At 46.2% G+C, this 22,544-nt stretch carries 20 protein-coding genes; 7 read left to right on the top strand and 13 right to left on the bottom strand.

The features are described from left to right. Positions 1-27 precede the first annotated feature (27 nt). Positions 28-915, top strand: a complete 888-nt coding sequence (locus J2T14_RS04535; protein WP_307468212.1) for an AraC family transcriptional regulator — start codon at positions 28-30, stop codon at positions 913-915. Positions 916-954: 39 nt separating this feature from the next. Here the strand turns inward: J2T14_RS04535 and J2T14_RS04540 are convergent, their stop codons facing one another. The 7 genes from J2T14_RS04540 to J2T14_RS04570 form a co-directional block, all read right to left on the bottom strand. Continuing rightward, positions 955-1,707 (bottom strand): response regulator transcription factor, encoded by a 753-nt coding sequence (locus tag J2T14_RS04540; protein ID WP_307468217.1) that lies wholly within the window; start codon positions 1,705-1,707, stop codon positions 955-957. Next, on the bottom strand, positions 1,682-3,445 hold the full coding sequence (locus tag J2T14_RS04545; RefSeq protein WP_307468220.1) for a sensor histidine kinase: 1,764 nt from the start codon (positions 3,443-3,445) through the stop codon (positions 1,682-1,684). The genes J2T14_RS04540 and J2T14_RS04545 overlap by 26 nt, the downstream gene beginning before the upstream one ends. A gap of 102 nt (positions 3,446-3,547) precedes the next feature. After that, positions 3,548-5,119 (bottom strand): extracellular solute-binding protein, encoded by a 1,572-nt coding sequence (locus J2T14_RS04550; RefSeq protein WP_307468222.1) that lies wholly within the window; start codon positions 5,117-5,119, stop codon positions 3,548-3,550. A 76-nt stretch (positions 5,120-5,195) separates the two neighbouring features. Next, positions 5,196-6,077: a carbohydrate ABC transporter permease gene (locus J2T14_RS04555; protein WP_307205566.1), complete on the bottom strand. Its 882-nt coding sequence runs from the start codon at positions 6,075-6,077 to the stop codon at positions 5,196-5,198. 32 nt (positions 6,078-6,109) lie between these two features. Next, on the bottom strand, positions 6,110-7,012 hold the full coding sequence (locus J2T14_RS04560) for an ABC transporter permease (RefSeq protein ID WP_307468225.1): 903 nt from the start codon (positions 7,010-7,012) through the stop codon (positions 6,110-6,112). A gap of 245 nt (positions 7,013-7,257) precedes the next feature. Then, on the bottom strand, positions 7,258-9,582 hold the full coding sequence (locus J2T14_RS04565) for an ABC transporter permease (RefSeq protein WP_307468596.1): 2,325 nt from the start codon (positions 9,580-9,582) through the stop codon (positions 7,258-7,260). 2 nt (positions 9,583-9,584) lie between these two features. Further along, on the bottom strand, positions 9,585-10,289 hold the full coding sequence (locus tag J2T14_RS04570; RefSeq protein ID WP_307468229.1) for an ABC transporter ATP-binding protein: 705 nt from the start codon (positions 10,287-10,289) through the stop codon (positions 9,585-9,587). Positions 10,290-10,532: 243 nt separating this feature from the next. On the opposite strand from J2T14_RS04570, the gene J2T14_RS04575 reads away from it, so the two are divergent. Genes J2T14_RS04575 through J2T14_RS04585 form a run of 3 tightly spaced genes read left to right on the top strand, consistent with a single transcriptional unit; the run spans position 10,533 to position 12,603 of the window. Continuing rightward, the gene (locus tag J2T14_RS04575) at positions 10,533-10,910 is read left to right on the top strand and encodes a hypothetical protein (protein WP_307468231.1); all 378 of its coding nucleotides are present in this window, start codon (positions 10,533-10,535) and stop codon (positions 10,908-10,910) included. Continuing rightward, the gene (locus tag J2T14_RS04580; protein ID WP_307468233.1) at positions 10,907-12,004 is read left to right on the top strand and encodes a sensor histidine kinase; all 1,098 of its coding nucleotides are present in this window, start codon (positions 10,907-10,909) and stop codon (positions 12,002-12,004) included. Before J2T14_RS04575 ends, J2T14_RS04580 begins: the two co-directional genes overlap by 4 nt. Then, positions 12,001-12,603 carry a response regulator transcription factor gene (locus J2T14_RS04585; RefSeq protein WP_307468236.1) on the top strand — a complete coding sequence of 201 codons (603 nt, stop codon included), beginning with the start codon at positions 12,001-12,003 and terminating at the stop codon, positions 12,601-12,603. Before J2T14_RS04580 ends, J2T14_RS04585 begins: the two co-directional genes overlap by 4 nt. A 137-nt stretch (positions 12,604-12,740) precedes the next feature. On the opposite strand, the gene J2T14_RS04590 is transcribed toward J2T14_RS04585, so the two are convergent. The 4 genes from J2T14_RS04590 to J2T14_RS04605 form a co-directional block, all read right to left on the bottom strand. After that, positions 12,741-14,303 carry a DUF3369 domain-containing protein gene (locus J2T14_RS04590; RefSeq protein ID WP_307468239.1) on the bottom strand — a complete coding sequence of 521 codons (1,563 nt, stop codon included), beginning with the start codon at positions 14,301-14,303 and terminating at the stop codon, positions 12,741-12,743. A gap of 5 nt (positions 14,304-14,308) precedes the next feature. Continuing rightward, a complete protein-coding gene (locus J2T14_RS04595; protein WP_307468597.1) occupies positions 14,309-16,363 on the bottom strand; it encodes a 7TM diverse intracellular signaling domain-containing protein in 2,055 nt (684 codons plus the stop codon). Between the two features lie 503 nt (positions 16,364-16,866). Further along, complete coding sequence (locus J2T14_RS04600) at positions 16,867-17,856, bottom strand: BtrH N-terminal domain-containing protein (RefSeq protein WP_307468242.1); 990 nt, start codon at positions 17,854-17,856, stop codon at positions 16,867-16,869. 59 nt (positions 17,857-17,915) lie between these two features. Further along, a complete protein-coding gene (locus J2T14_RS04605; protein WP_307468244.1) occupies positions 17,916-18,284 on the bottom strand; it encodes a DoxX family protein in 369 nt (122 codons plus the stop codon). 197 nt (positions 18,285-18,481) lie between these two features. Here J2T14_RS04605 and J2T14_RS04610 point away from each other — a divergent pair, with 197 nt between their 5' ends. From J2T14_RS04610 to J2T14_RS04620, 3 genes are read left to right on the top strand one after another with little or no spacing between them, the layout of a single operon-like run. Further along, entirely contained in the window at positions 18,482-19,336 is an 855-nt protein-coding gene (locus J2T14_RS04610; protein WP_307468246.1) for an ABC transporter ATP-binding protein, read from the top strand. Continuing rightward, the gene (locus J2T14_RS04615) at positions 19,329-19,982 is read left to right on the top strand and encodes an ABC-2 transporter permease (protein ID WP_307468249.1); all 654 of its coding nucleotides are present in this window, start codon (positions 19,329-19,331) and stop codon (positions 19,980-19,982) included. Before J2T14_RS04610 ends, J2T14_RS04615 begins: the two co-directional genes overlap by 8 nt. Next, the gene (locus J2T14_RS04620; protein WP_307468252.1) at positions 19,982-20,347 is read left to right on the top strand and encodes a GntR family transcriptional regulator; all 366 of its coding nucleotides are present in this window, start codon (positions 19,982-19,984) and stop codon (positions 20,345-20,347) included. The genes J2T14_RS04615 and J2T14_RS04620 overlap by 1 nt, the downstream gene beginning before the upstream one ends. Positions 20,348-20,813: 466 nt before the next feature. Here the strand turns inward: J2T14_RS04620 and J2T14_RS04625 are convergent, their stop codons facing one another. After that, the gene (locus tag J2T14_RS04625) at positions 20,814-21,524 is read right to left on the bottom strand and encodes an SDR family oxidoreductase (protein ID WP_307468256.1); all 711 of its coding nucleotides are present in this window, start codon (positions 21,522-21,524) and stop codon (positions 20,814-20,816) included. A gap of 65 nt (positions 21,525-21,589) precedes the next feature. Continuing rightward, positions 21,590-22,171 (bottom strand): TetR/AcrR family transcriptional regulator, encoded by a 582-nt coding sequence (locus J2T14_RS04630; RefSeq protein ID WP_307468259.1) that lies wholly within the window; start codon positions 22,169-22,171, stop codon positions 21,590-21,592. Positions 22,172-22,544 lie beyond the last annotated feature (373 nt).

Here is a 22,544-nt window from a genome sequence, read left to right on the forward strand (position 1 = left end):
CGCATTTTGGCAGAGGAGAACAATGAAATGAACCTGCCCCCTATTAACATCGGCAATATAGATATTAAGCTCTCGTTTGGCGGCTTTGTCCTGAATGTCTTGTATGTGAAGTTCGGATATTTTCATACCTCGATGCGTGAACACAGCCACAGCTACGGCAGCTATGAGCTGCATTACATCCCTAGCGGTCAAGGCATTCTGGTGGCGGAGGGAAAGCGTTATCCCCTCACGCCTGGAACGTTGTTTATGACCGGACCGAATGTCGCACATGAGCAGATTCCGGATCACAGCGATCCTATGGCTGAATACTGCGTCTTCTTAGAGGTACTCCCTGGGGATTCCCAGCCTGCCGCAAGCAAATACAGCACCAATAAGGAGAACCTTCTGTCGGAATTGCTGGTGAACACTCCGTTCTGGATCGGGCTGGACAACGAAAATATGATGGCCTTGTTCGAAATGCTTGCAGACGAGCTGTCAGCGAAACGCATCGGTTTTCACCATATGGCAACGAATATACTGGAGATGATCATTACCCGAATGGTTAGACAGTATACGAAGCACAGCTCTTCCCTGCTGGACGTTCCGGTTAAAACGTTGGATGACAGCAGAATGCTTACGATCGAGAACTGCTTCCTAAACGAATACCACTCCATTACGCTGGGGCAGCTTGCGGACAGGCTGGGTTTGAGTACTAGGCAAACGGAGAGGACCGTGCAGAAGCAATACGGCGTTTCCTTTAAGGATAAAAAACAGCAATCCCGAATGGGCGCCGCAGCCCAGCTTCTAACGACAACGGACATGACCATAAGCGCCATTGCTGCGGAAATCGGATTTGCGACATTGGAGCAATTCAGTCATTCGTTCAAGCAATATCATGGCATGACAGCCACCCAATACAGGTCTCGCAGAAAATAACGTTAAGCTAACGCAAGGCCGCTTTCGGCATTGCCTTCATCAATGAAAAGCGGACTTCCTATACTCTCCGGGAGTGACGCCTACCGTTTTCCGAAAAACCTTATAGAACGTACGGCTGTTGTCGTAGCCGACGCATTTGGCGATTTTGTCCAGCGGGATATCTTTGGTGCCCTCGAGCAGTTGCTTCGCTTTTTCGATACGTACCTGATTCAAGTATTTGACAAAAGTATCGCCCGTTTCTCTTTTGAACATTTGTCCGACATAGCTTGGATGAAGGTTTAGGTTCGCCGCAACATCAGGCAAGGAAATATCCTTCATGTAATTCGTTTCAATGAAAGCCTTCATGAGCGAAATATTCTCGTTCTGAGGGATGGAAGAAGCAGTTTCCAATGACACTTGCTCAGGCACCTGATGTTTTTCCTCCAGCAGCACCAGTGCTATTCGCTTTAACAGTTCAGCAAGCTCCTGCTGGTTGACTGGCTTGAGCATATAATCCACGACCTGCAGTTGAACCGCTTTGCGGGCATACTCGAATACATCGTGTCCGGTCAGAATGATGAACCGTTTCACCTTCTTCTGCTGCGCCTGCTTAATGAACGCGAGTCCATCAATCCCCGGCATATGGATATCCGTAATGATAAGGTCGGGCTGAAAATAGTCGATTTTCTCCAATGCGTCGATCCCGTCGTTAGCCAATATGATTTTGCCGAACGGCGTATTTTCTTCCTCGATCATATCGCGAATGCCCTCTAGTATAATGGGTTCGTCATCCACGATCATCAGCCTCAGCATGCTTGATCTCCCCCGTTTGCAGAATAAGAGTAAACGTCGTTCCCTGTCCATCCCCGCTTGTAACAAGCATTTTCGATTCCTTGCCGAAATATGCCTTCACGCGCTCGGTTACATTGCCGAGGCCAATGCCCGTTCCTGTCGATAAAGCAGGATCGGCTATACTGCCGCGAAGTCTTAATCGCAGATTCGACAGCTTGGGTTCGGGAATACCCGCTCCGTTATCCGCAACATGGATTTCAATAGCGTCTTGAGTTCTCCTGAAATGAATGGCTATCGTCTTCGTCCCACGTATGTTCGACAATCCGTGAATCATGCTATTCTCTACGATCGGTTGCAAAATAAATCTCGGACAACGAACCTTGAGCAGCTCTTCATCCGATTCAAGCTCGAACAGAAGATCCCTCATCCGAATTTGATGAATGGCGATATAGGCCTTGACATGCTCCAGCTCCTCTTGCAGCGTCGTATCATCCGATTGCGATAAGCTGTAGCGAAGGAGATTGCCTAAGGAATATGCCATCTCAGCTACCGTGTAATCCTTGTTTGACCTGGCAAGCATTCGCATCGTCTCCAGCGTGTTGTACAAAAAATGAGGCTGGATTTGCGCTTGCAGCATTTTGAAATCCGCATCCTTCTTCAGCAGCTCCACCTTCTGCACGCGATTGACAAGTTCATCGATGCGCCCGATCATGGCGTTGTAATTGGATAGGAGAAAACCGATCTCATCCTTGCCCAGCTTTCCCGTATAAGGGGTTCCAATATCGTCCAAACCGACTTTGCGCATATGTCGGGACAAGAGCAAAATCCGCTTTGTAAGCGATGACAATAAAACGTAATAAAAGACCGACAGCAAACCAAGAAGCACGATTCCAGCACCTGCGAGCCAAAGCTTCGTCCACAAAAATTGGAACAAGGCGTCTTGTTTATTGATTTCAACAACGGTTAAGCCAAGGCGCGGCACTTGCACGGAATTGACCATCAGCCTCTCTCCGTCAACAAGGAATGTACTGTCCTCCCTGGTCAAAACGGATGATTGGATCCCCGCAAGCAGCCTTGCTGGGATGAGCGTTTCCCTCTCGGATCTGAAGACAGTCCCCTCCGAATCCATCAGCAAAACCGTATTTTGCGGATGAATGGCACTAAGCGCTTTCATAAACTCCTCTATAAGTGCTGATTTTACCTTGATTTCAACAATGCCAAGCTCGCTGGTATACGTTTCGCTGTATAGCTTGTGGTAGTACGCCAATAAGGGCTTCGACCCGGCGTCGATTGATTTCTTCCACAGCCCTTTTGCCGGAAGCAACTTCCTCTTCTCCTCGCTGCTCAGCTTGCTGCCTATCTCCGAATAGTCCGCGAATTCAGGGAAAGACAACAGTCTGTTCTGCGTTTTCGGGTACACGACAAGCTGCTCGACCATCGGCTCCCCAAGTGATGCGAATGCAAAGGCGGGACTGATCTCCTTTAAATACGAGTAAATAAGATCCCTGTCATACACGTAATCCCCCCGCAAAAAGTCGAGCAGAGCGGTATTATTTTGGTAGATGGAATACAAAGATTCGATCTTAGACAGGCTGGCATCCAAAATAGCCCCTTGCTGTTCGATATTTTGCTGATTGGTCAATTGATACTGCGAAATCAATCGTCCGTAGAGCTGATTATATACAAACGCCGAAAAAATAAGGAACGGGAGAACGATAAGAAAAATATAGCCAACGACCATTTTCGTGCTAATGCGCATAGTATCAAATCTCCCCGATGAAATACGTGCTGGAAGCAAGCGAGCTCATACGGAAAGCCGCCCTCGCGGGCTAACCTTCCATATGAGCTTATAAGCGGCCTCTTATTTCGTCAAGCTATCATACTTTTCCTTTAAAGGCCCGTATTGCTCGGTTGCCCAAGCCTCCAGCTTCGACATTCCGATCTTCTCGGCTTTTTTCAGTATCTCTTCGTATGCTTGTACGGCTTCGGCTTCCGTTGGCGCCAAATATACCTTCGTCACCTCGGTTTTCACCATGTTGTCAATGTTGGTGCGAATGATCTGTTCTTGCGAATCGGTATCCGGATTAATCATGCCGATTGCCGGGTTGAAGGTTGTGATCTTCGAGTATGCTTCGCCTTGACGAGTCGTTTCCGATCCGCTTTTATAGGAGCTCAGTGCCATCCCGACGCCGGTCTCCGTTGGGACTCCCCACCAATATACGCCTTTCTCCTTAAGTGTCTCCAGATCTTGAACGTTATAATTGAACTCGGGATAACCAGCCTCATTCCATGTCCAATCCTTTCCTTCAATCCCCCATTCCGCAGTACGCCAGCCCTCTTCCGAATACAAGTATTCCAGGAATTTCACGGTCGCTTCCACATTTTTGTTGTCCTTCGTCACGTACATGCCAAGTCCGCCGGTTCCGGTACTGACGACAGAAGCTTCGGCGCCCAGAGGCTCAGCAAGCTGAATGAATTCATAGCCCGAGTCTTTACTGGAAGCATTAAGACGATCCGCGCCGGAATAGGTCCACGTGTAAGCAAAGCCTTTGCCGGAAACCATCATTTGCTCCGTCTCCGATTCATTCTTATAGGCAAAGTTTTCCGATGTAACATAACCGTTGCGGTATAAGCTGTTCACGTACAGCATCGATTTTCGAGTGGCATCTTGTCTTAGGTAATACTCGATCTTCCCGTCTTTATCTGCAAATCCGCCTGCTGCGCCATATTGCGTATCAAAGTAAGGACGTTGCCAGTTGGGATTAAGAATAAGCGGCGTCATGTCCGGATATTTCTCCTTAACTGCAGCAAATGCTTTATCCAGATCTTCAAGCGTCTTAATAGCCGGATTGCCGATTCCCTCCAAAATATCTTTTCGAAGCGTAAGCCCCGGTACCATCATATGGGCATATGGACTAGCTTTCCACTCCGCTTCGGTCGAGAAATCGTTCCGAATGGCGTAATAGTTGCCGTCGCTGACCGTATTGACGAGCTCCTTGACCGGATCAAACTTCACGCTAGGGGCATATTTCGGGAAAATTTCGTTATAAGGAAGGCTGATGTTGCCGTCCGACATGAGCTTGAAGTTAAAGGAAACGACGATATCGGGCAAATCTCCCGATGCGACCATCAAGGCAAGCTGCTTGTCATCCGTAGCTACCGTGATTTTCGGCTTAACGCCGGTCGCTTTCGTGATCGCTTCCGGAATTTCCCCCTTCCAGTCCTGGAACGGATACCATGTTGCATCGACGAACATCGTCAGCTCGACCGGAGCCTCAGTCCCGTTATTGCCGGCAGCTTCTCCTTCCGCTTTTCCAATGTTCGTGCTCGCCGTTCCGTTATTGACGCTGTTGTTGCTGCATGCCGATAGTGCTCCTCCTACCAATAATAATGCTGCGATCATGACAATAAGCAGTCTATAGCTCTTATGCATTCCCATACCCCCGTCTGTAATAGTCTTATTTTAAGGCCGCCAGTCCGATTATAGAAGAGACGGCCGAAAAACCTCATCAACCTTTGACTGAACCTAACATCATACCGGAAACAAAATACTTCTGCAAAAACGGATAAACACCAAGAATCGGAACGATCGATACGACCATGGCTGTAGCCTGGACCGAGAACGGCGTAACGCTGGAACGCGACATCGCTGCCGCTTGCGCATCTCCCGACGGCACCATGGACTGGTTTATAACCTGCATCATCCGGTAGGTCAACGTACGAAGACCTTCATCCTGTACGAAGTAAGCCGAATCCAGCCACGCATTCCATTGACCGGAGCCGATGAACAAGCTCATCGTAGCAAGAAGGGGCATCGAAACCGGAAGAATGATTTTGGCAAAAATACGTACCTCCGAAGCCCCGTCGATTCTTGCCGACTCCCCTAGCTCTTCGGGAATATCGGTAAAGAAGGAAATCGCGATCAATAAGAAAAACAAATTTAGCATACCCGGAATAACATAAACGCCGAAAGTATTGATGAGCCCCAGGCTTTTCAGAACGATATAGAAAGCGATAATACCACCGGAGAAATTCATCGCTACTACAACAATCGTAAAGTAGCTCTTGCGGAAGATGAGATCCCGTTTGGCAAGACCATATGCGACAAGCCCGGTAAACAAGACGCCTAGAACCGTACCGACAATGGTCCTGAGCAGCGAAATGCCGAATGCGCTGATCCACTTCGGATCCTCGAGAAAATAGAGATAATTGCCGAACGTGAATTGCCTAGGCCACAGGTACATGCCCCCGGCCGCGGTGTCGGTGCCTGCATTAAAGGTAATCAACAAAATATAGTAGAACGGATATAGGGTTACGAAGACAACAACGATGAGGATGATCGAAATGATCGTGTCCAGTACCCGATCCTCTATCGTCTTTCTTCTGCGCATGATGAATCACCACTCTCTTGTTTCTAGTTGGTTTAGAACAATCCATTGCCCGACAAGCGTTTAGCTATTGCGTTGCTGGAGAAAATCAGGATAACAGATATAACCGATTGCATAAGATCAATTGCAGTTGCGAAGGAGAATCTACCCTGAGCAAGACCAATCGTGAAGGCATAGGTCTGAATGATCTGAGATTTCTCGCTGTTAATCGTATTGCCAAGCAGCATCGATTGCTCGAAGTTCGATCCAACCAGCCCGCCGCCCAGCATGCTTCCAATCGTTAGTATTAACACAACGATGCTCGCACCCTTCAAGCCTGGCAGCGTGATGTGGATTATTCGTTTGAGACGGCTAGCACCATCCATTTCAGCCGCTTCGTAAAGGGAGGGATCGATTCCGGCAAGCGCTGCGAGAAATATAATCGTCCACCAGCCGGCTTCCTTCCATATGGCCGTTGATACGGCAAGTCCCCAGAAGGCATCTGGATCCGTTAATATGGAGAGCGGCTCCTTAATCAGATGCAATGAAAGCAGAAAGTCGTTGACGATGCCGAAGCTTGACGAGAAGAAAGCAAAAGATATGCCAGTAACGACAACCCATGAAATGAAATGCGGCAAATAGCTGACCGTTTGAACAAAACGTTTCACGAATACATGCCTAACTTCGCTAAGAAGTATGGCGAACAAAATCGGTATTGGATAAGAAAAAATGATTTTCAACAGGCTGAGCACTAACGTATTGCGTACCAGCATCGGAAAGTTATAGTCGTTGATGAGCTCCTTAAAGTGCGACAATCCTGCCCAGGGGCTGCTGAAAATGCCATCGATGCCGGTTGATATTTTATAATTTTTGAAGGCGATGACGATTCCGAACATTGGAATATAACTGAACACGAGCAGAAACAACAATCCAATCCATACGAATGCCTGAAAGGGCAACTGTCTTTTAAACTGCTTTAAAAATGCGGTTTTCTGAATGGGGTTCGCCTCTCCTTTCGGTCTATTTCATGCGAGCCGGCTGCGCTGCGACCTCTTGATTCTCATTATAAAAGCGCATACATTTAATGAAAACGGTTCATTTTGCATAAAATGATGTCCTTTTTCAAGGTGCCGCATCGTTCTCTCGCAGCAGAATAAATACAAAAAAACACGCCAAACAGGCGTGTTTGCTTACTCGACGACCATTATTCCATACTTTTTAATGATTCAATCATATTGATTTTGGTTACTTTTCTTCGAAGCAGTAAGTTAGATAAGATGGTTAGCAAGTATGCAAGAATAACGGAAGCCAATATGACAGACATCGTTAATTGATCCGGGATTTGCTGATGGGAACTCGAAAGTGCCTTTACGACCATCCCATACATATAGCCGCTTACGGGTATGGCTGCAATTACCGCAAATGTGGTTAATAGGATGTTTTCAAAAAATATAAGTCTGTTTATTTTATTTTTTTGATAGCCTAGTACCTTGAGTGTTGCAAGTTCGCGATTCCTTTCATACATGTTGATGGAAGATATCGTATAGATGGCGCCAAAGGAGAGGATGACGGCACAAATGATAAACATGATAAACACAAAACTGTTTTGTTTCAAAATATATTGAGCCGATTCCTTCAGATCATTCTTATCTGCAATCGTATCTACGCGTTGATCTTGTTCAAACAAGTCACGGACACTTATAAGATTTGTGGCGTTATTCGTTTCAACTAAAAGAGAGGTTGGACTGTAGTCGATGCCAAAGCTTTCCAAATAGGCTGGTGTGCAATAAAACGAGGGATTCGAATACTGTGCAGATATTTTCAAAACCTTCATATCGACAGATTTATTCTGAAGCTCTGGTGCCATGAATTGGATGTTAATGTTATCCCCTTCTGCTATGCGATATTTGTCGGCGTAAGATTGGGGTACCAATACACCACCATTTTCTAACGATATCTTATTGTCGTTTTCGTCAAAGAAATGAATGAGTTCGTTATCTTTTTCAGTTACAACTAAAGTGGCATTTTCTTGTTCGTCATCTCTTATGAATGCAACGGGAAAGGTGGATAAAAAATAACTAGTCTTTATACCGGAGGGCGGGTTTAACGTATCCGTAGCTGTTCCCGTCTTATAATCCACTCTTAAATCATAGGAATAAACTTCTTCAACTTGGTTAGCTACTTTAAGCAAAGCTGTTTGAGTGCCAAAAGCCGTTATCAATAAAACCGTGCTTACAATAACCCCTATGGAACTCGCTAAAGCTTTTGGTTTATTTAAAAATATATTTCTTATAATGAGTTTGTAACTGTAGGAAAGATGACTCCAGATCCCCGGTACTCTTTCGATAAGCAGCTTCTTCATCTTCTTCGGCGGTTTAGGACGCATAGCCAGGGCCGCACGTTCTTTTAATATGGTTCTACCGCTTAAGTAACAGGACAGGATTCCAAAAGCACTGGAGAAAAGGATGGGAGGAATGACAGAAAATAACGAAAGCGAGAATTGAATATCAGGCAAAGAATAGGCCCTTGCACTCGACGCAGTTACTAATGGAACAAATGCAAAAGCGGCAATCGCACAACCTATGATTGAGCCTGTTATCCCTACAAGCACGGGGTATCCCATGTAATGAAGCATGATGTTTCCGTTTTTGATACCCAAGGCTTTCATGATGCCTACTTGATTTCTTTGAGAATCAATCATCCTCGACATGGTAAGAAATAGGATAACAGCTTCAATCAAGAAGAGGACGAAAGGTATAACTTTACTCATCAAATTATTATTTTGTATCGTTTCGTTTATTTTAGAATAACTGAAAGTCCGTTCTTTGCTTTCTTGCTTTAAATAGGGGAGCCGTTTGGATTGCAGTTCAATGGTTTGACCTAATATCTCAATATCGTATCCTTCTTGCGCTTCAATCATGATTTCATTATAGGAAAAGCCGTTTAAGATTTCAGATACGGTCTCTTCGGCAATATAGGCGAATCCATAGGTTTTATGGTTTTGGATTTCGTTCTTTTTTGCATATTCAACATTCTCGCCTAGGCCGCTAACGATAAACGTAAAATTTCTTTCATTCACGCTTATACGGATCTGATCGCCAACTTTGTAAAGATGTTCTTTTGCATAATGGGAATCTAATAAGATCTCATCCTTTTTTGACGGAATCCTGCCCTCGATCATCGTAGGCGTATTTATTTCGTTTTTTACAGGAATCGAATGAATTTTTAACGATGCTTTATCTTTTTCAAAGGCTTGCACGGCATCAAAGGTGTAACGTCCTTCGATTTTATGGATCCCTTGAATTTCGCTTAGAACAGCTACATCATCTTTGGAAATTTGACTGTAATAGACATGTAAGTCGCTTAAATTATGATCTTTAAAGTAACCCGTCGTATATGCGCTAAGATTATTGCTATAAGTGGTCAGCCCCGCGTAAAAAAAAGCTCCTACTGCGACAACCAAAACCAATGCTATAAATTGTCCGATCGATTGTTTTATATCCCTTACTAATTTTAAAAATAATTTCATGCTCACCACTCAATCCCTTCCACGCTTTGTTTCTCGACATTCATCGTAATGCTCTCTATCCTGCCGCTTTTAACCCTAATGATTTTGTCGGCCATTGGGGCAATCGCGGAATTGTGCGTGACCAATACGACGCACTTTTTCGTTTCCTTGTTCAAATCCTGAAGAAGCTTTAAAACAGCCTTGCCTGTCACATAATCCAAAGCTCCGGTTGGTTCGTCGCAGAGCAAAAGCAATGGATTTTTGGCAACGGCTCTCGCGATGGCAACTCTTTGTTGTTCTCCTCCCGAGAGCTGGGAAGGGAAGTTTTTGATACGATTCTTTAATCCGACTTTGTGCAAAATATCTTTGGCATCCAGATGGTTTTTACATACTTCAGCGGCAAATTCAACATTTTCCAGCGCGTTTAGATTCGGAATTAAATTGTAGAATTGAAAGACAAAGCCAACTTTTTCACCGCGGTATTCTGTTAATTTTTTTTCGCCCAACCTTGTTATTTCTTGACCGCCAACGATCACTTGACCCGAGGTAGCCGTATCCATTCCGCCAAGGATATTCAGAATCGTGCTTTTACCGGCACCGCTTGCGCCCAATACAACGACGAATTCTCCCTCGGATATGGTAAAATCAACACCATTCAGGGCCTTGATTAGCACTTCTCCTATTTTGTATTCTTTCGCTACATTTCTAAATTCGATTAACTTTTTCACTTCGCCCATCTCCTCCATGACATCCGCAATTATTTAACCTGAATTTACCAACCTTGGATTCGATTATGTTATGTTATCAAGTTGATTATACAAATGCAAAGGAATGGAAACATCAACCTGCAGACTAAACTTGAGCTAGACTAAAGTCGACACAATCACAACATCACTCCGTTTGTGATAAGTATCACTTCAACTGCAAACGCATTTCAGATATGCTTTTGAAAAAAGAAAGAAGGGATTAGAATGAGGAAAACATGGATGGTCGGATTGCAGGTAGGAATTATTTCCGGGATTGCGGGGATCGCCTTATTTTATTTATTAATCGCGATTACAGGATTTCATTTCAAGCAATTAAATCCGGTCTCAATTATGGCAGCATCTATTATAGTCAATTGTGTCGGAGCGTTAATTTACGCCAAACTTCGTCGGAAAACGGCCAGGCCAAGGCTTTTCTATGCCTTGATCGCGATAATCGTTGCTTTACTGTTGTCGTTGATGGACTGGGCATATCCGCCAGAGCCGCAAATCGGGGATGTCTCCAATCCGATTCATGCGATCGTCGTGACGATATCCATTGTGTTGATTCCAAGATGGCTAAGGGAAGGTCGTTCCATTAAATGAGAAGATGGCTGATGCTAGCCCCCTTGATAATTCCTTTTATATACTTGTTTTGTATGCCGATTCGATTGGCTTGGCTTGAGATTGCGCTATTTCTCCTTTTCGCCGCAGCGTACCGTCAAACCTATGTTCATGCGAATCGGCGCGAACTGTTCATTCTGATTCAGCTTCTGTCTGTTTCAATGATGGGGGTTATCGAATCGCCATGGCTGTTGATTTTTGGTGTATATCCGGCTATATGCATGAGGATGCTGCCCAGTTACCGCCGCATTTCGTATATGGTCGGAGTAATGACGGTTTTGTTCTGCGGTTCGATCTATATCTTTTACGAACGATTATCTGATCCTTGGCGTTATGAATGGCTTCCTGTCATTCTCGCGTTGGCTTTAATTCCATACACTTTAAAAATGTACCAAACGACGGTCGAAGTAAAATCGCAGCTTCAAAACGCAAACAACGAAATCGCCCGACTCATCAAAAACGAGGAGCGACAGCGGATAGCCCGGGATCTGCACGACACGCTGGGCCATAAGTTATCGTTAATATCTTTGAAAAGCGAGTTGGTGGAAAGGCTCATCCCCGATCACCCGGATCAAGCTCTCGCGGAAGCGCGCGACGTTCAACTAATTTCGAGGGCGACGCTTGTCCAGGTTCGGGAATTGATTAGCGATATGCAGTCTATCAACATGGAAGAAGAATTTCAGCAAGCAGAACACGCTCTACAAACAGCTGGTATTTCCTTCGAATTTAACAATAACGTTTCATTGAAAATGGCGCCTATCATCCAAAATATACTGGGTATGAGCTTGCGCGAATGTGTGACGAATGTGATCAAACATAGCCATGCCGACAAATGCGAAGCTGCCTTATGCGAAGATCGCGGAACATTCTGTTTAATCGTCCAAGATAACGGAACTGGTTTAACCAAAGATAACAGGAACCTCGGACAATTCGGAAATGGCTTGCTCGGGATGAAGGAGAGATTGATCCTCATTGACGGCAAACTCGAATGGGTGTCCGATCCATCCAAGGGAACGAAAGTGACGGTTACCGTTCCGAATATAAAGAAGCCGGAAACCGAGGTGGGTGCAAGGTGAAAATCATTATAGCGGAAGATCAAGGAATGCTTCGGGGGGCGATAAGCCGGCTGTTAGCTCTGGAGTCCGATATCGAGATCGTCGGTGAAGCGGGCAATGGCGAACAAGCTTTGGAACTCATTCGTAAACAAGAGGCCGACATCGTCATACTAGATATTGAAATGCCTATATTGAGCGGACTGGAAGTGGCTGAAAAAATGAAAGATGACGGGATTGAGTGTCGGGTCGTCATCGTCACCACTTTTGCAAGAGCGGGGTACTACCAACGCGCGGTTCGTGCGGGAGTACGGGGATATTTATTGAAGGATGCGCCCGTAGCGGATCTGGCTGAAGCTTTACGTCGAATATATGCCGGGGGCCGAGCATTCAGCCCTCATCTTACATTCTCCATGTTGGGAGAAATAAATCCGCTCACGGAACGGGAATCAGAGGTATTGACTCATCTTAAGCAAGGATATTCCGTTGCGGAAATAAGCAAGCTGCTCTTTCTATCTCCGGCAACCATTCGCAATTACATCTCCGAAATATTACAGAAGCTAGAAGCGCGAAACCGAATTGATGCGGTCGCAATAGCAGAAAGCAAGGGTTGGCTGATATAACGCAAGCTAGGTGCTAAAGAGGCTGCCGCAGCAATCCGATTCATTCCGCTAAAGCCTTGTCCTGTCCGGGTTTTCACAGATCGTCTTCGGATCTGTCCAGGTACTCGCAGGCGGCGGGGGGACGATGTTCGTCCCCCTTAAAATATTTTTTCGTCCACGTACTTTTCTCTGATAACCAGAAACTCATCGATGTGCTCCATGAACAAATCGGTGAGAACAGGGTCGAAATGCTCTCCCCTCTGCTCCTGCAAAAAACCGATAATGTCGGTAAGCGCCCATGCTTTCTTGTAAACTCGGTCGCTGGCAAGGGCGTCAAATACGTCTGCGAGGGCGGTCAGACGCCCGTAAATATGTATTTGATCCCCTTTAAGCCCTTGCGGATACCCGCTGCCGTTATACTTCTCGTGATGCTGCAGGGCAATGATGGACGCTGTTTTCATAATCGGTCTGCCGGAATGCTTCAACATATCATAGCCGGATTGCGCGTGCGTCTTCATGATCTCGTATTCCTCGGCGGTCAGCTTACCCGGCTTATTCAGAATCGCATCGCTGATGCCGACCTTGCCGATGTCATGCATCGGGCTTGCAAGGCTGATCAGCTCGGCCTCCTCGTCCGGCAGCCCGTATTTCAGCGCCAGCAGCTTCGTATATTCGGCAACGCGCTTAACGTGGAAGCCCGTCTCCTTCGATCTGGTCTCCGCTATCTCGCCAAGCGTATAAATGATCTCCTTCTGGGTGCTCTCGATCTCCCCGTTTAAGGCCACATTCTCGAAAGCAGCCAATATATTGGCGCAGTAGACCTCGATCAAATAGCGGTCCCATTCCGATAAAGCCTTCCCGCGCTCAAAATAGATCGTTTTCTCCGTACCCGTACTGTTCCGGTAATAGCAGGCGAAGCCATCGCCTTGCATGAACCGTACGTTCGACACGGCCGCGCTATCGGCTTCAGCCAATACTTCGGGCGGCAGCATCTGCGGATAGGCCGCAGACGAAAATTTCCCGCTGCCTGCCAGCTTGCTCCAACCGTCATTTTGCTTCTGCAGAACTAAACCCGCTGAGCTCTTCTCCGCATCAAGAATGGTATTTAATTGGTCAAGCACTTCGCGCGCAAGCTCCTTGGGCGAATAAACGTTCAATATAGAAGAAGAGGAGCGCACCACATCCTCCAGCCCCTTCTTATTGCTTTGAATCATTCGAAGATCCCGATAAGAACGCAGTGACGATATGATTGTTGTAAAAAGCTTCTGCGCCGTCAGCTCCGTTTTCTCCTTATAATCGTTAATATCGTATTTCACAATGACTTCCTGTTCCGGCGCCTGCCCCGGTTGACCCGTCCGTAGAATGATGCGGATCGCGCTGTTCCGCAGCTCGCGGCGGATGTATTCGATGACCTCAAGTCCGGCCTCATCTTTCTCCATGACGACGTCGAGCAGCACGACCGCAATATCCGGCTCTGCACGCAGCATGGCTCTTGCTTCATCTCCTGAATAGGCATGAAGCAACCGCAGCCCCTTCCCTTCGAATTCGAAGCCGCCAAGAACTAACGAAGTCACCTTGTGAACTTCCTCGTGATCGTCAACGATTAGTATGGACCAGGAATCATAAGAGGCATCCTGCTCCGAGTCCTCCCCCTCATCCAGAAAGACGAGTTCATCCTCATCCTCCGATAATGGCAGCTCTTCATCTGTCCGAGATATCATGTTCGTTACTCCTCTAGAGGTATATTAATAATAAAGGCAGTGCCTTGGCCCGGCTCGCTCTCGCATTCGATCTTACCGCCGAGCGACTGCGTGACCAGGTTGTAAATAATATGCATGCCGAGACCGGTGCCTCCGCCGCCCCGGTTAGTCGTAAAGAACGGATCGAATATTTTGTCCTTTACTTCCGGCGCCATTCCTTTGCCGTTATCCCGGTACTTCAGCCACAATCCTGTGGTTTCCTTCCGCACCGTCAGCCGGATCGTCCCGCTCTCGCCCGGATCATAGGCATGAATCATCGAATTCATCAGAAAATTGGTTAGTATCTGCGAGAATGCTCCCGGATAGCTGGTAATATCTATATCGTCGGGGCACTCGAGCTGGACATCGAGCTTCGTTTGATTCAGCTTCGGTCCCAGGCTGATCAGCACCTCCTGCAGGTACTGCTTCACGTTGAACTGCCGTTTGTTCTCGTTTGATTGATCGACCGCGACGAGCTTGAAGCCGTTGATCAACTCCGATGCCCGCTTCAAATTATAAGAGATAATATGCGAGGACTCGTCGGCCAGCTTGATATAGTTATCCAGATCGGACTTCTTCAGTTTATTGCTCTGCAGGATAGCGGAGAAGTCGCCTGTCTTCTGCATCAAGTGCGAAGCCGCCGTCACGCTGACGCCAACGGGCGTATTGATTTCATGGGCTATCCCCGCTACGAGAGCTCCCAGCGCCGCCATTTTCTCCGATTCGACCAGTTGCCTTTGAGCATCCTTCAGGTCGCCGAGCGTCTTCTGAAGCGCCTTAGTGCGCTCATCGACCGTCATCTCCAGCTCCTGCGACCATCTGGCCTGCTTGTTCGACAGATCCTCTACCGCGTAGAACGCCTTCGAAAATTTTCTGGACAGCATGAACGCTTGCGCGAAAATAAACACGAACACCCCGAACTTCGCCATATCAATGGTCGGGATGATGTTGTTGTAGTACAGCAGATCGTTAAAAATAGTGAGCGCCATAATTATAAACAGGATGCAGCAAAACAAGGCGCCTTCCCTCTTCCTGATCGCAGCGCGGATAAAGACGCCAACGACATAAGGCGCGAGAATAAGCAGCAGCACGTGAGTCAGCACCAGCGTAGGCGTGAAAATCGTGGTCGGGGCCGCCAAAACGACGACGCCAAGCACCCCGTATACGGCCGTTCCGAACCGGACCATCCCTTTATGCGTTTCCTTAGGAAACAGCTGCTTCACATATAACAGGAATAACGCCGGCCCGAAATATTGTCCCATATACTCAAATTTCTTATAGATTTCAAAGCTCATGTCCGGAAAAATATGATTGATGATTACCTCGCCCAGAAACAGCGACCGCAGGCCGAACAAGAGACAGAAGCCGCCGAAGTAAAGCGGCGTTAAATCCTTCCGCCTGATAAAATAAAGCCCCAAATGGTACAAGCCCATAATAACGATCCCGCCTGCCACGAACAGCTCCTGCGCGAGTCGCATCGTCGCAAATTCCGTCACTTCCCCGGCTTTGCCCAGCCGCAGCTCGTCCCAAATGCCGCCTGTCCGCTGGACATAGTTGGACACCTGAATAACGATCTCCACCTTATCCTCCGCCGGAAAAACAACGGTTTGGGGGAGATACTTCGCTTCCATCTCCGCCTTCGACGCTCCAACCTTGCCGGCCGACGCCTTTTCTTCACCGTTAATCCAAAGCTTATAAGCCGACTCGATCCCGAACGGCAAATAAAGGGCTAACAGCTGATTCGGCTCCTCCGACGCATCCAGCTCCACGATCAGTCTATAGGTGGCATGGCCGTAGCCGGCCTTCAGGTAACCATGGTTCTTCCAGAAGCCCGGCACCATGGTGTAATCGCCGCCTTGCCCCTCCTGCAGCTTATCCGGACTTAGCAGCTGCCCCGGGTACAGCGACCATTCCCCGTTCAGCTTCACGCTGCCGTTCTGGGCAAAATGCCAGCGGCTCAAGTCGATCCTGCCCTCCTCCGCTTCCGGCATGGAAGCGATGGCGGAGCAGCCGGATAACAGAAGCAGAAAGAGGAGTAGCACTATCAAACTACTAAATCTCTTTTTCATTGCTAAATCGTCCCTATCGGAAGTTTGTCATCTCTATCATTTATACCATATTTCGACAAGAACGGGATATAAGAATATCATGAAAAGCGCAAACGGTAGACTGTTACATACTAAAAAAATACGACGGACCAACCAAATAATTTACAACTCAGCTATGTTTGAATAAAGGGAATTCCCCCATTTATTTTTTGATAAATGACCCAAAAGTGGAGAATAACAGGAAATCCTCATGTTAATGAAAGCAATCTCACCCATCTGATCGTAAAACGGAGAAATTAACAGGAAAAATTCCATCTATTTGATAAGTAGACGTGGAGCAGCTCATTAACGGGAGAAATTCCAGTTATTATGTTCTACACCGTTATGCATGTCGATTGGTCAGTCGCAGAAAAAAACAATGGCAGTCATGGACCGGAAAATAAAGTCCAAGACTTCCACTGTTTAATTGAGCTAGCGTCTCCCGCAACGACGCGCGCTCATTTCTTGTCGAGCCGAATAAGGAGTTCCATTGCTTGTTTCTCTTGTTGAGCGATCTGATGCAATAATCCGGATGCTTGCACGAACAAATTTCCGCTCTCATTTTCACTTGCTTTATCCAATAAGTCGGAAACTTCTTTCCATAATAAAGCAACTCTCTCATAGATGAGGTATGCCTTCTCAATTCTTGAGTCTTTGTACAGATCCACACATTCCTTCAGGAAATCCCGGTACAGATTCCGAAATAACGAACCACCTGTCCCTGCTCTTTCCATCAATGAAGCCGTCAAACTTAATTCATGGGAGATGTCTGGTTTTCGACTCGGCCATTTGAGTATTTCGCTGCTCATCTTTTCGATGCCTTTTATCCCTAAGTTTCGGATCGGCGGATTCAGGAATTCATAAGCATTCCTTGATATGGCCTCTCGAATGATGACTGCGAGTTGTGGAGCATCCCCGCTTTTTTGAATCGTGTAAGAAAGGTTTTTTGAGCTCATCGACCCCTTTTCGCTTCTGGCAAGGGCTAACGTTTCCAAGCGGGTCTTCACTTTCTCCCCCTGCTGGCATGTATCAATCAAATAGGCATACTGATCATCGTATCCATACATGGCAACATAATGCGCTGCAAAGTGGATTTTTGTCGTGAAATAATCCAGGTGATAACAATCAAGCTTTAATCCTATGGGAATACCTTTATCCAGGTTGTCCTTGATGTTGTTCCACGCTTTCGCCTTAGAAGAGGTTTCCTGAATGTTCAGGGTCAGGTTCAAGCGAGAAGCAATTCGTTTTGTTATTAGATCAGGCTTGGCCCTGCCTCCGATAAATGGAAAATCCATGCCTTTTGATTCCCAATAAATAAACCCCAGTCCTTCTCCAATCCCGAACAGGATGGGCTCGGATAAGCGAATCCCGATATTGGAAAGAAGATTTCCCATCGCAGTAGTCTCGCAGTGCTGGCCCTTAAATGGAACAAAACGGTTTATGATCACTGCCCTCGCTCCTTTATTTGATCGATCAACTCCTGGTTAAATTGCTTCTCGCCTGCTACTTACCGAAAAAGATTGGACAGTTCGTCTGCATATAATAAAACTACTGCAATAGATATCAAGAGATTCAGTAAGGCCGGTATCATTTTTCCGATCGGATGTTTGACTCTGAGATGCGAGAGGCACGCCACCAGCATCATAGTGCCTATCAGTATTCCGGTCCAAGCGGCAATCCCTGGATACCAGTAGCCGATAATGAGTCCTATACATGCAACAATTTGAACGTAGCCCGTAATGACGCGGAACCATTGAGGAAGTTTAATCGAATCGAACAGTTCGATCTGATGCTTGGCTCCTGCAATCTTGCTTCCGCCAAAAAAAGCCATTGAGAAAAGCAGCCAACTGTGTAGAACGATGGTTAGTATGTGCATATGAACCCTCTTTCTTTTCGTTTTATTCTAATTCGACACCATTCAGTGTCCTATTCCCATTTCATAATATATCACCATTGGGTGTCCTGTAAAGCAATTATTTTAATGTACGTGGAGGAACAATGATTGACATCTGAACTCCCTCAATGATATATTGTGCATACACGATATACACAATAATAAGCGGAGGGTACGATATGCTGGCATTGGATATAAAGAATTTAAACAAAAAATATGAACATTTTCAGCTAAAAGACGTTTCTTTTCAACTGGAAAAAGGTTACATTATGGGATTTATCGGAGCCAATGGCGCTGGAAAAACAACTACCATAAAATCAATTCTGAATTTGGTTCGCATGGATAGCGGCGAGATCTGTATTTTGGGAAAGAACATGGCCGAGCACGAAGTCGAATTGAAACAAGAAATTGGCTCTGCATTCGGAGACATCAACTTTTATACTCGCAGCAAGATCAAAACGTTAACGAATGTAATCAAAACGTTCTATCGTAATTGGGACGATGAAACCTATCACAAGTATCTGAAAAAATTCAACTTGATTGAAGACAAAAAAATAGCCGAATTATCAACCGGAATGAGAGTAAAATACAGCCTGGCCCTTGCTTTGTCGCACGGCGCAAAGGTTCTTATCCTGGATGAACCGACAAGTGGACTTGATCCGGCTGCCAGAGACAATCTGCTGGATATTTTCCAGGAGCTGGTGGAAGAAGGCGAAATCAGCATTCTTTTTTCAACTCATATCACATCCGACTTAGAAAAATGCGCCGATTATATTACCTACATCCATCACGGACAAATTATCAACAGCGCCGAGAAAGAAGAGTTTATCGATACGTATCGTTTGTTGAATGGAAAAAAAGAACAGCTGGATATGATCAAAGACAAGTTGGTTTCCTACAAAACGAACTCTTTCGGCTTTACGGGCTTGATTCATACAAAAGACTTTGATCCGTCTACCGATATTAAATCCGCCGTGCCAAATCTTGAAGAGATTATGATCTACTTCTCGAAAAAGGAGGGTATGTATGTATAATTTATTGATGAAAGAATTAAGATTAGGCGTTAGTCCGTTCTTTTATGTATTCCCTTTTTTAACAGGTGCCTTAATGCTAATTCCGGGATGGCTATATTTCCTTGTTATCCTATACTTTTGTTTTATCACGATACCGAATATGTTCGGAGGTTATAAAAGCCAGAACGATTTAATGTTTACAAGCATAATGCCAGTAACAAAAAGAGACATGGTTAAAGCAAAAGTATCGTTCATTGTCGTCTTGGAGTTATTGCATGTTGTGGTTGCCATTATATATGGCTTGGCGACCGTTCGCTTGTATCCGAATCTGACCTACTGGTTCTTTGCACCATCCTTTGGTTTTTGGGGACTCTGCTTCGTCATGCTGGCGATCTTCAATATCATTTTTATCCCCATGTTTTACAAAACGGCGTATAAATACGGTGCAGCATCGATCGCGTCCATCACGGCTGCTATCCTGTTTGCCGGCGGCGCAGAATGGCTTGGCACACAGAACTCGTACGTGTCTGATCTTTTCAAGGGGGCGGGTACTGAAAAATTGTCTATTCATCTATCCATCCTGATCGCAGGCATCGTGATATTTGCGATATTTACGGTTATCGCTTATCATATTGCAAACAAACGGTTTGAGAAAGTGGAAATGTAATGAACATTGCGATTTCGAACACATCCGAGAAACCCATCTATCAGCAGCTTTTTGAACAAATCAGCGCTCAAATTCTCAAGGGCGAGCTAGAAAGCGCCTATTGTTTGCCGCCCATACGACAAGCCGCAACGGAGCTTCGTGTCAGTATCATCACCGTAAAAAAAGCATGGGAAGAGCTCGAACGACATGGTTTGATATATACGGTTACCGGCAAAGGTTGTTTTGTTACCGAACTTTCGTCCGATGATATGCTTCAAAAACGCAATGACATGATCCGAATGCAGATGATAATTGACACTTCGTATTACAAATCCTTCGGCCTCACGATAGAGGAAGTTTTTGAGCTTTTGAAGGAAGTTTATTGACGGGGTGTTTTATGAACCGCGTCTCGCTCCGCTTATCGCATTAAACAAATAAGCCATACGAGAAACGCAGCCGAATTGGCTGCGTTACTTTTTGTTAAAGGAGTCTAATTGGATACGGCTTGTCCTCTTGCTGTAACATCATGTGAAGTCCAATCCTTATTCGAAGTTAACTCGACGAGGACTCTTAGCGGTTGATACAGACGCCCATCCTCTTCGGATTACACGGGGAATTGGATTTATCCACTTATCCTTAGTGTATGGGATAGTGTGCTAAAGGACTTTAACACCTTTAATGAAGCCTAGGGGTCTAGGGGGATATGCCTTGCATAGACTCGCAATTCCATCTTGGGATGTCCGAATCTTGATCGAATGGCTGACGAAGCTTACACGAAGAGGACTTTTAGCGGTAGATTCAGACGCCGTGCTCCTCCATTGGAAGCGTTTGGCTCATCGCTGTTTGCGCATCTCACCAAGGCAAGGCTTCTTGTTTATGAAACATGCCCCCTGTAGGACCATCTCCAGACAGCGTGGCCAAGTAGACCGCCGTCTCCGCCCCTTCTTGAATTTCCATGACGGCGTCGCTTCCGCCCATTTCGGTTTTGACCCATCCCGGATGGCAGGCGTTTACTTTGATCGGGGTATCCCGAAGTTGAATGGACAGCTGAGCAGTCCAAGCGTTTAGCGCTGCTTTTGAGGTTGTATAAGCAGGTGCGGAAGCCCTCCCATACATCTCGTTCGTGAGGATGGTTCCTATCGAACCGAGAATGCTGGATTGATTCACAATTCGTCCTGCAGGGCTCAATTTAAGCAAATGCAGCAGCGAGGTGGTCAGCGCGTAAGCGCCGAAAAAGTTCGTTTCGAAGCCTCGCCGTATCACATCCACGTCCGTCCCCTCATGGTCCACGTAGATACCTGCATTGTTCACGAGAACATCCAGTTTACCATACTCCTTTTCAATTCGGTTCGCCGCGGAACGAATATGCTCCGGATCCGTGACGTCCAGTTTTATCGGGTAAGCCTGGATTAGTTCGGCTTGCAGCTCCTCAACCGCCTGTTCAGCCTTTTGCAAACTTCGAGCCCCTACCAGTACGATCATTCCTTGCTTCCCCAACTGACGCGCGACCTCTAGGCCGATTCCTTTGTTTGCGCCTGTAATCAATGCGATTTTCTCGTTCATCCTGTAACGCCTCCTCATTCCTATTTTCATTTTGTACCATTCGGTACATAACGGTTAAAAAAAACTTACTCCAAAAGAGTAAGAATTTCCGCTGCGACATGTTCAACCCGCGATGGGTCGGGTTTCATCTTCATCGTCACCGATAATCCAATCGCGGTTAACGTCAACACGCGCGCGATCGAAGAAGGATTCAATTGATTCGATAATTCGCCGGATCGAATTCCGTCCTCTATCGATCTCTGGAACAATTCGGTTAATCGAGCCTGGAACTCTCCTGTTATGTGGGCGAAAATGGGGTCATGAGGTGCCAATTCAACCATCGTATTCACACACAGACAACCGAAAACCGGATTACTGCCGCCTGCTCCCTCAATGATTCCTTGAAAGTACGCAAGTAATGACATTTTCACCGAAGGCGCACTCCGAAGCTTGTTCTCAACGTAGGTGAGGCTCGACTGAACATAAGCTTTCAATGCGGCTTCAAAAAGCTCTTTCTTCCCACCGAATGTTGCATACAGACTTGGCCGTTGGATCTTCATACGTTCCGTAAGGTCGCCGATGGACGTTGCTTCATACCCTTTTTCCCAAAAAACTTGCATCGCTGCAGCTAGTGCGATCCGTTCATCGAATTCCTTTGGTCGAACCATTGTGCATCCACTCTTTCTATACTGATCAGTACATAATGATTGTATATTATTCCCTTCTGATTCGTCAAGATAAATATGTTACGGCGACACCTCTTCACCGTTTTCTCGTAATTGGATGTGGTTGAATTGTTTATTTGGTGGAGCCTTGAGGGATTCATCCCGTTTGACTCATTCGCTCCGTCCGCGCAGACTGAAGCTGAAAAGTTATGTATTATTACCTGTGTTGTTGGGATAGTGAGCTAAAAGAATTCAAATGGAGCCTAGGGTAAAACAGCTCGTATTTACTTGCTGTCCTTTATGGGAAGTCCGAATCTTGATCGAATGGCTGACGAAGGTTACTCGAAGGGCACTTTTAGCGGTTGATCCAAACGCC

It is taken from the genome of Paenibacillus harenae, from assembly GCF_030812415.1.
Taxonomy (GTDB): Bacteria; Bacillota; Bacilli; order Paenibacillales; family Paenibacillaceae; genus Pristimantibacillus; species Pristimantibacillus harenae_A.

Excerpts from the sequence above, each read along its gene's own strand:
- J2T14_RS04535 (WP_307468212.1), top strand. The coding sequence starts at position 28 with ATGAACCTGCCCCCTATTAACATCGGCAATATAGATATTAAGCTCTCG.
- J2T14_RS04630 (WP_307468259.1), bottom strand. The coding sequence starts at position 22,171 with ATGGTTCGACCAAAGGAATTCGATGAACGGATCGCACTAGCTGCAGCG.
- J2T14_RS04615 (WP_307468249.1), top strand. The coding sequence starts at position 19,329 with ATGTATAATTTATTGATGAAAGAATTAAGATTAGGCGTTAGTCCGTTC.
- J2T14_RS04625 (WP_307468256.1), bottom strand. The coding sequence starts at position 21,524 with ATGAACGAGAAAATCGCATTGATTACAGGCGCAAACAAAGGAATCGGC.
- J2T14_RS04605 (WP_307468244.1), bottom strand. The coding sequence starts at position 18,284 with ATGCACATACTAACCATCGTTCTACACAGTTGGCTGCTTTTCTCAATG.
- J2T14_RS04565 (WP_307468596.1), bottom strand. The coding sequence starts at position 9,582 with ATGAAATTATTTTTAAAATTAGTAAGGGATATAAAACAATCGATCGGA.
- J2T14_RS04555 (WP_307205566.1), bottom strand. The coding sequence starts at position 6,077 with ATGCGCAGAAGAAAGACGATAGAGGATCGGGTACTGGACACGATCATT.
- J2T14_RS04545 (WP_307468220.1), bottom strand. The coding sequence starts at position 3,445 with ATGCGCATTAGCACGAAAATGGTCGTTGGCTATATTTTTCTTATCGTT.
- J2T14_RS04580 (WP_307468233.1), top strand. The coding sequence starts at position 10,907 with ATGAGAAGATGGCTGATGCTAGCCCCCTTGATAATTCCTTTTATATAC.
- J2T14_RS04620 (WP_307468252.1), top strand. The coding sequence starts at position 19,982 with ATGAACATTGCGATTTCGAACACATCCGAGAAACCCATCTATCAGCAG.
- J2T14_RS04610 (WP_307468246.1), top strand. The coding sequence starts at position 18,482 with ATGCTGGCATTGGATATAAAGAATTTAAACAAAAAATATGAACATTTT.
- J2T14_RS04550 (WP_307468222.1), bottom strand. The coding sequence starts at position 5,119 with ATGCATAAGAGCTATAGACTGCTTATTGTCATGATCGCAGCATTATTA.
- J2T14_RS04575 (WP_307468231.1), top strand. The coding sequence starts at position 10,533 with ATGAGGAAAACATGGATGGTCGGATTGCAGGTAGGAATTATTTCCGGG.
- J2T14_RS04540 (WP_307468217.1), bottom strand. The coding sequence starts at position 1,707 with ATGCTGAGGCTGATGATCGTGGATGACGAACCCATTATACTAGAGGGC.
- J2T14_RS04590 (WP_307468239.1), bottom strand. The coding sequence starts at position 14,303 with ATGATATCTCGGACAGATGAAGAGCTGCCATTATCGGAGGATGAGGAT.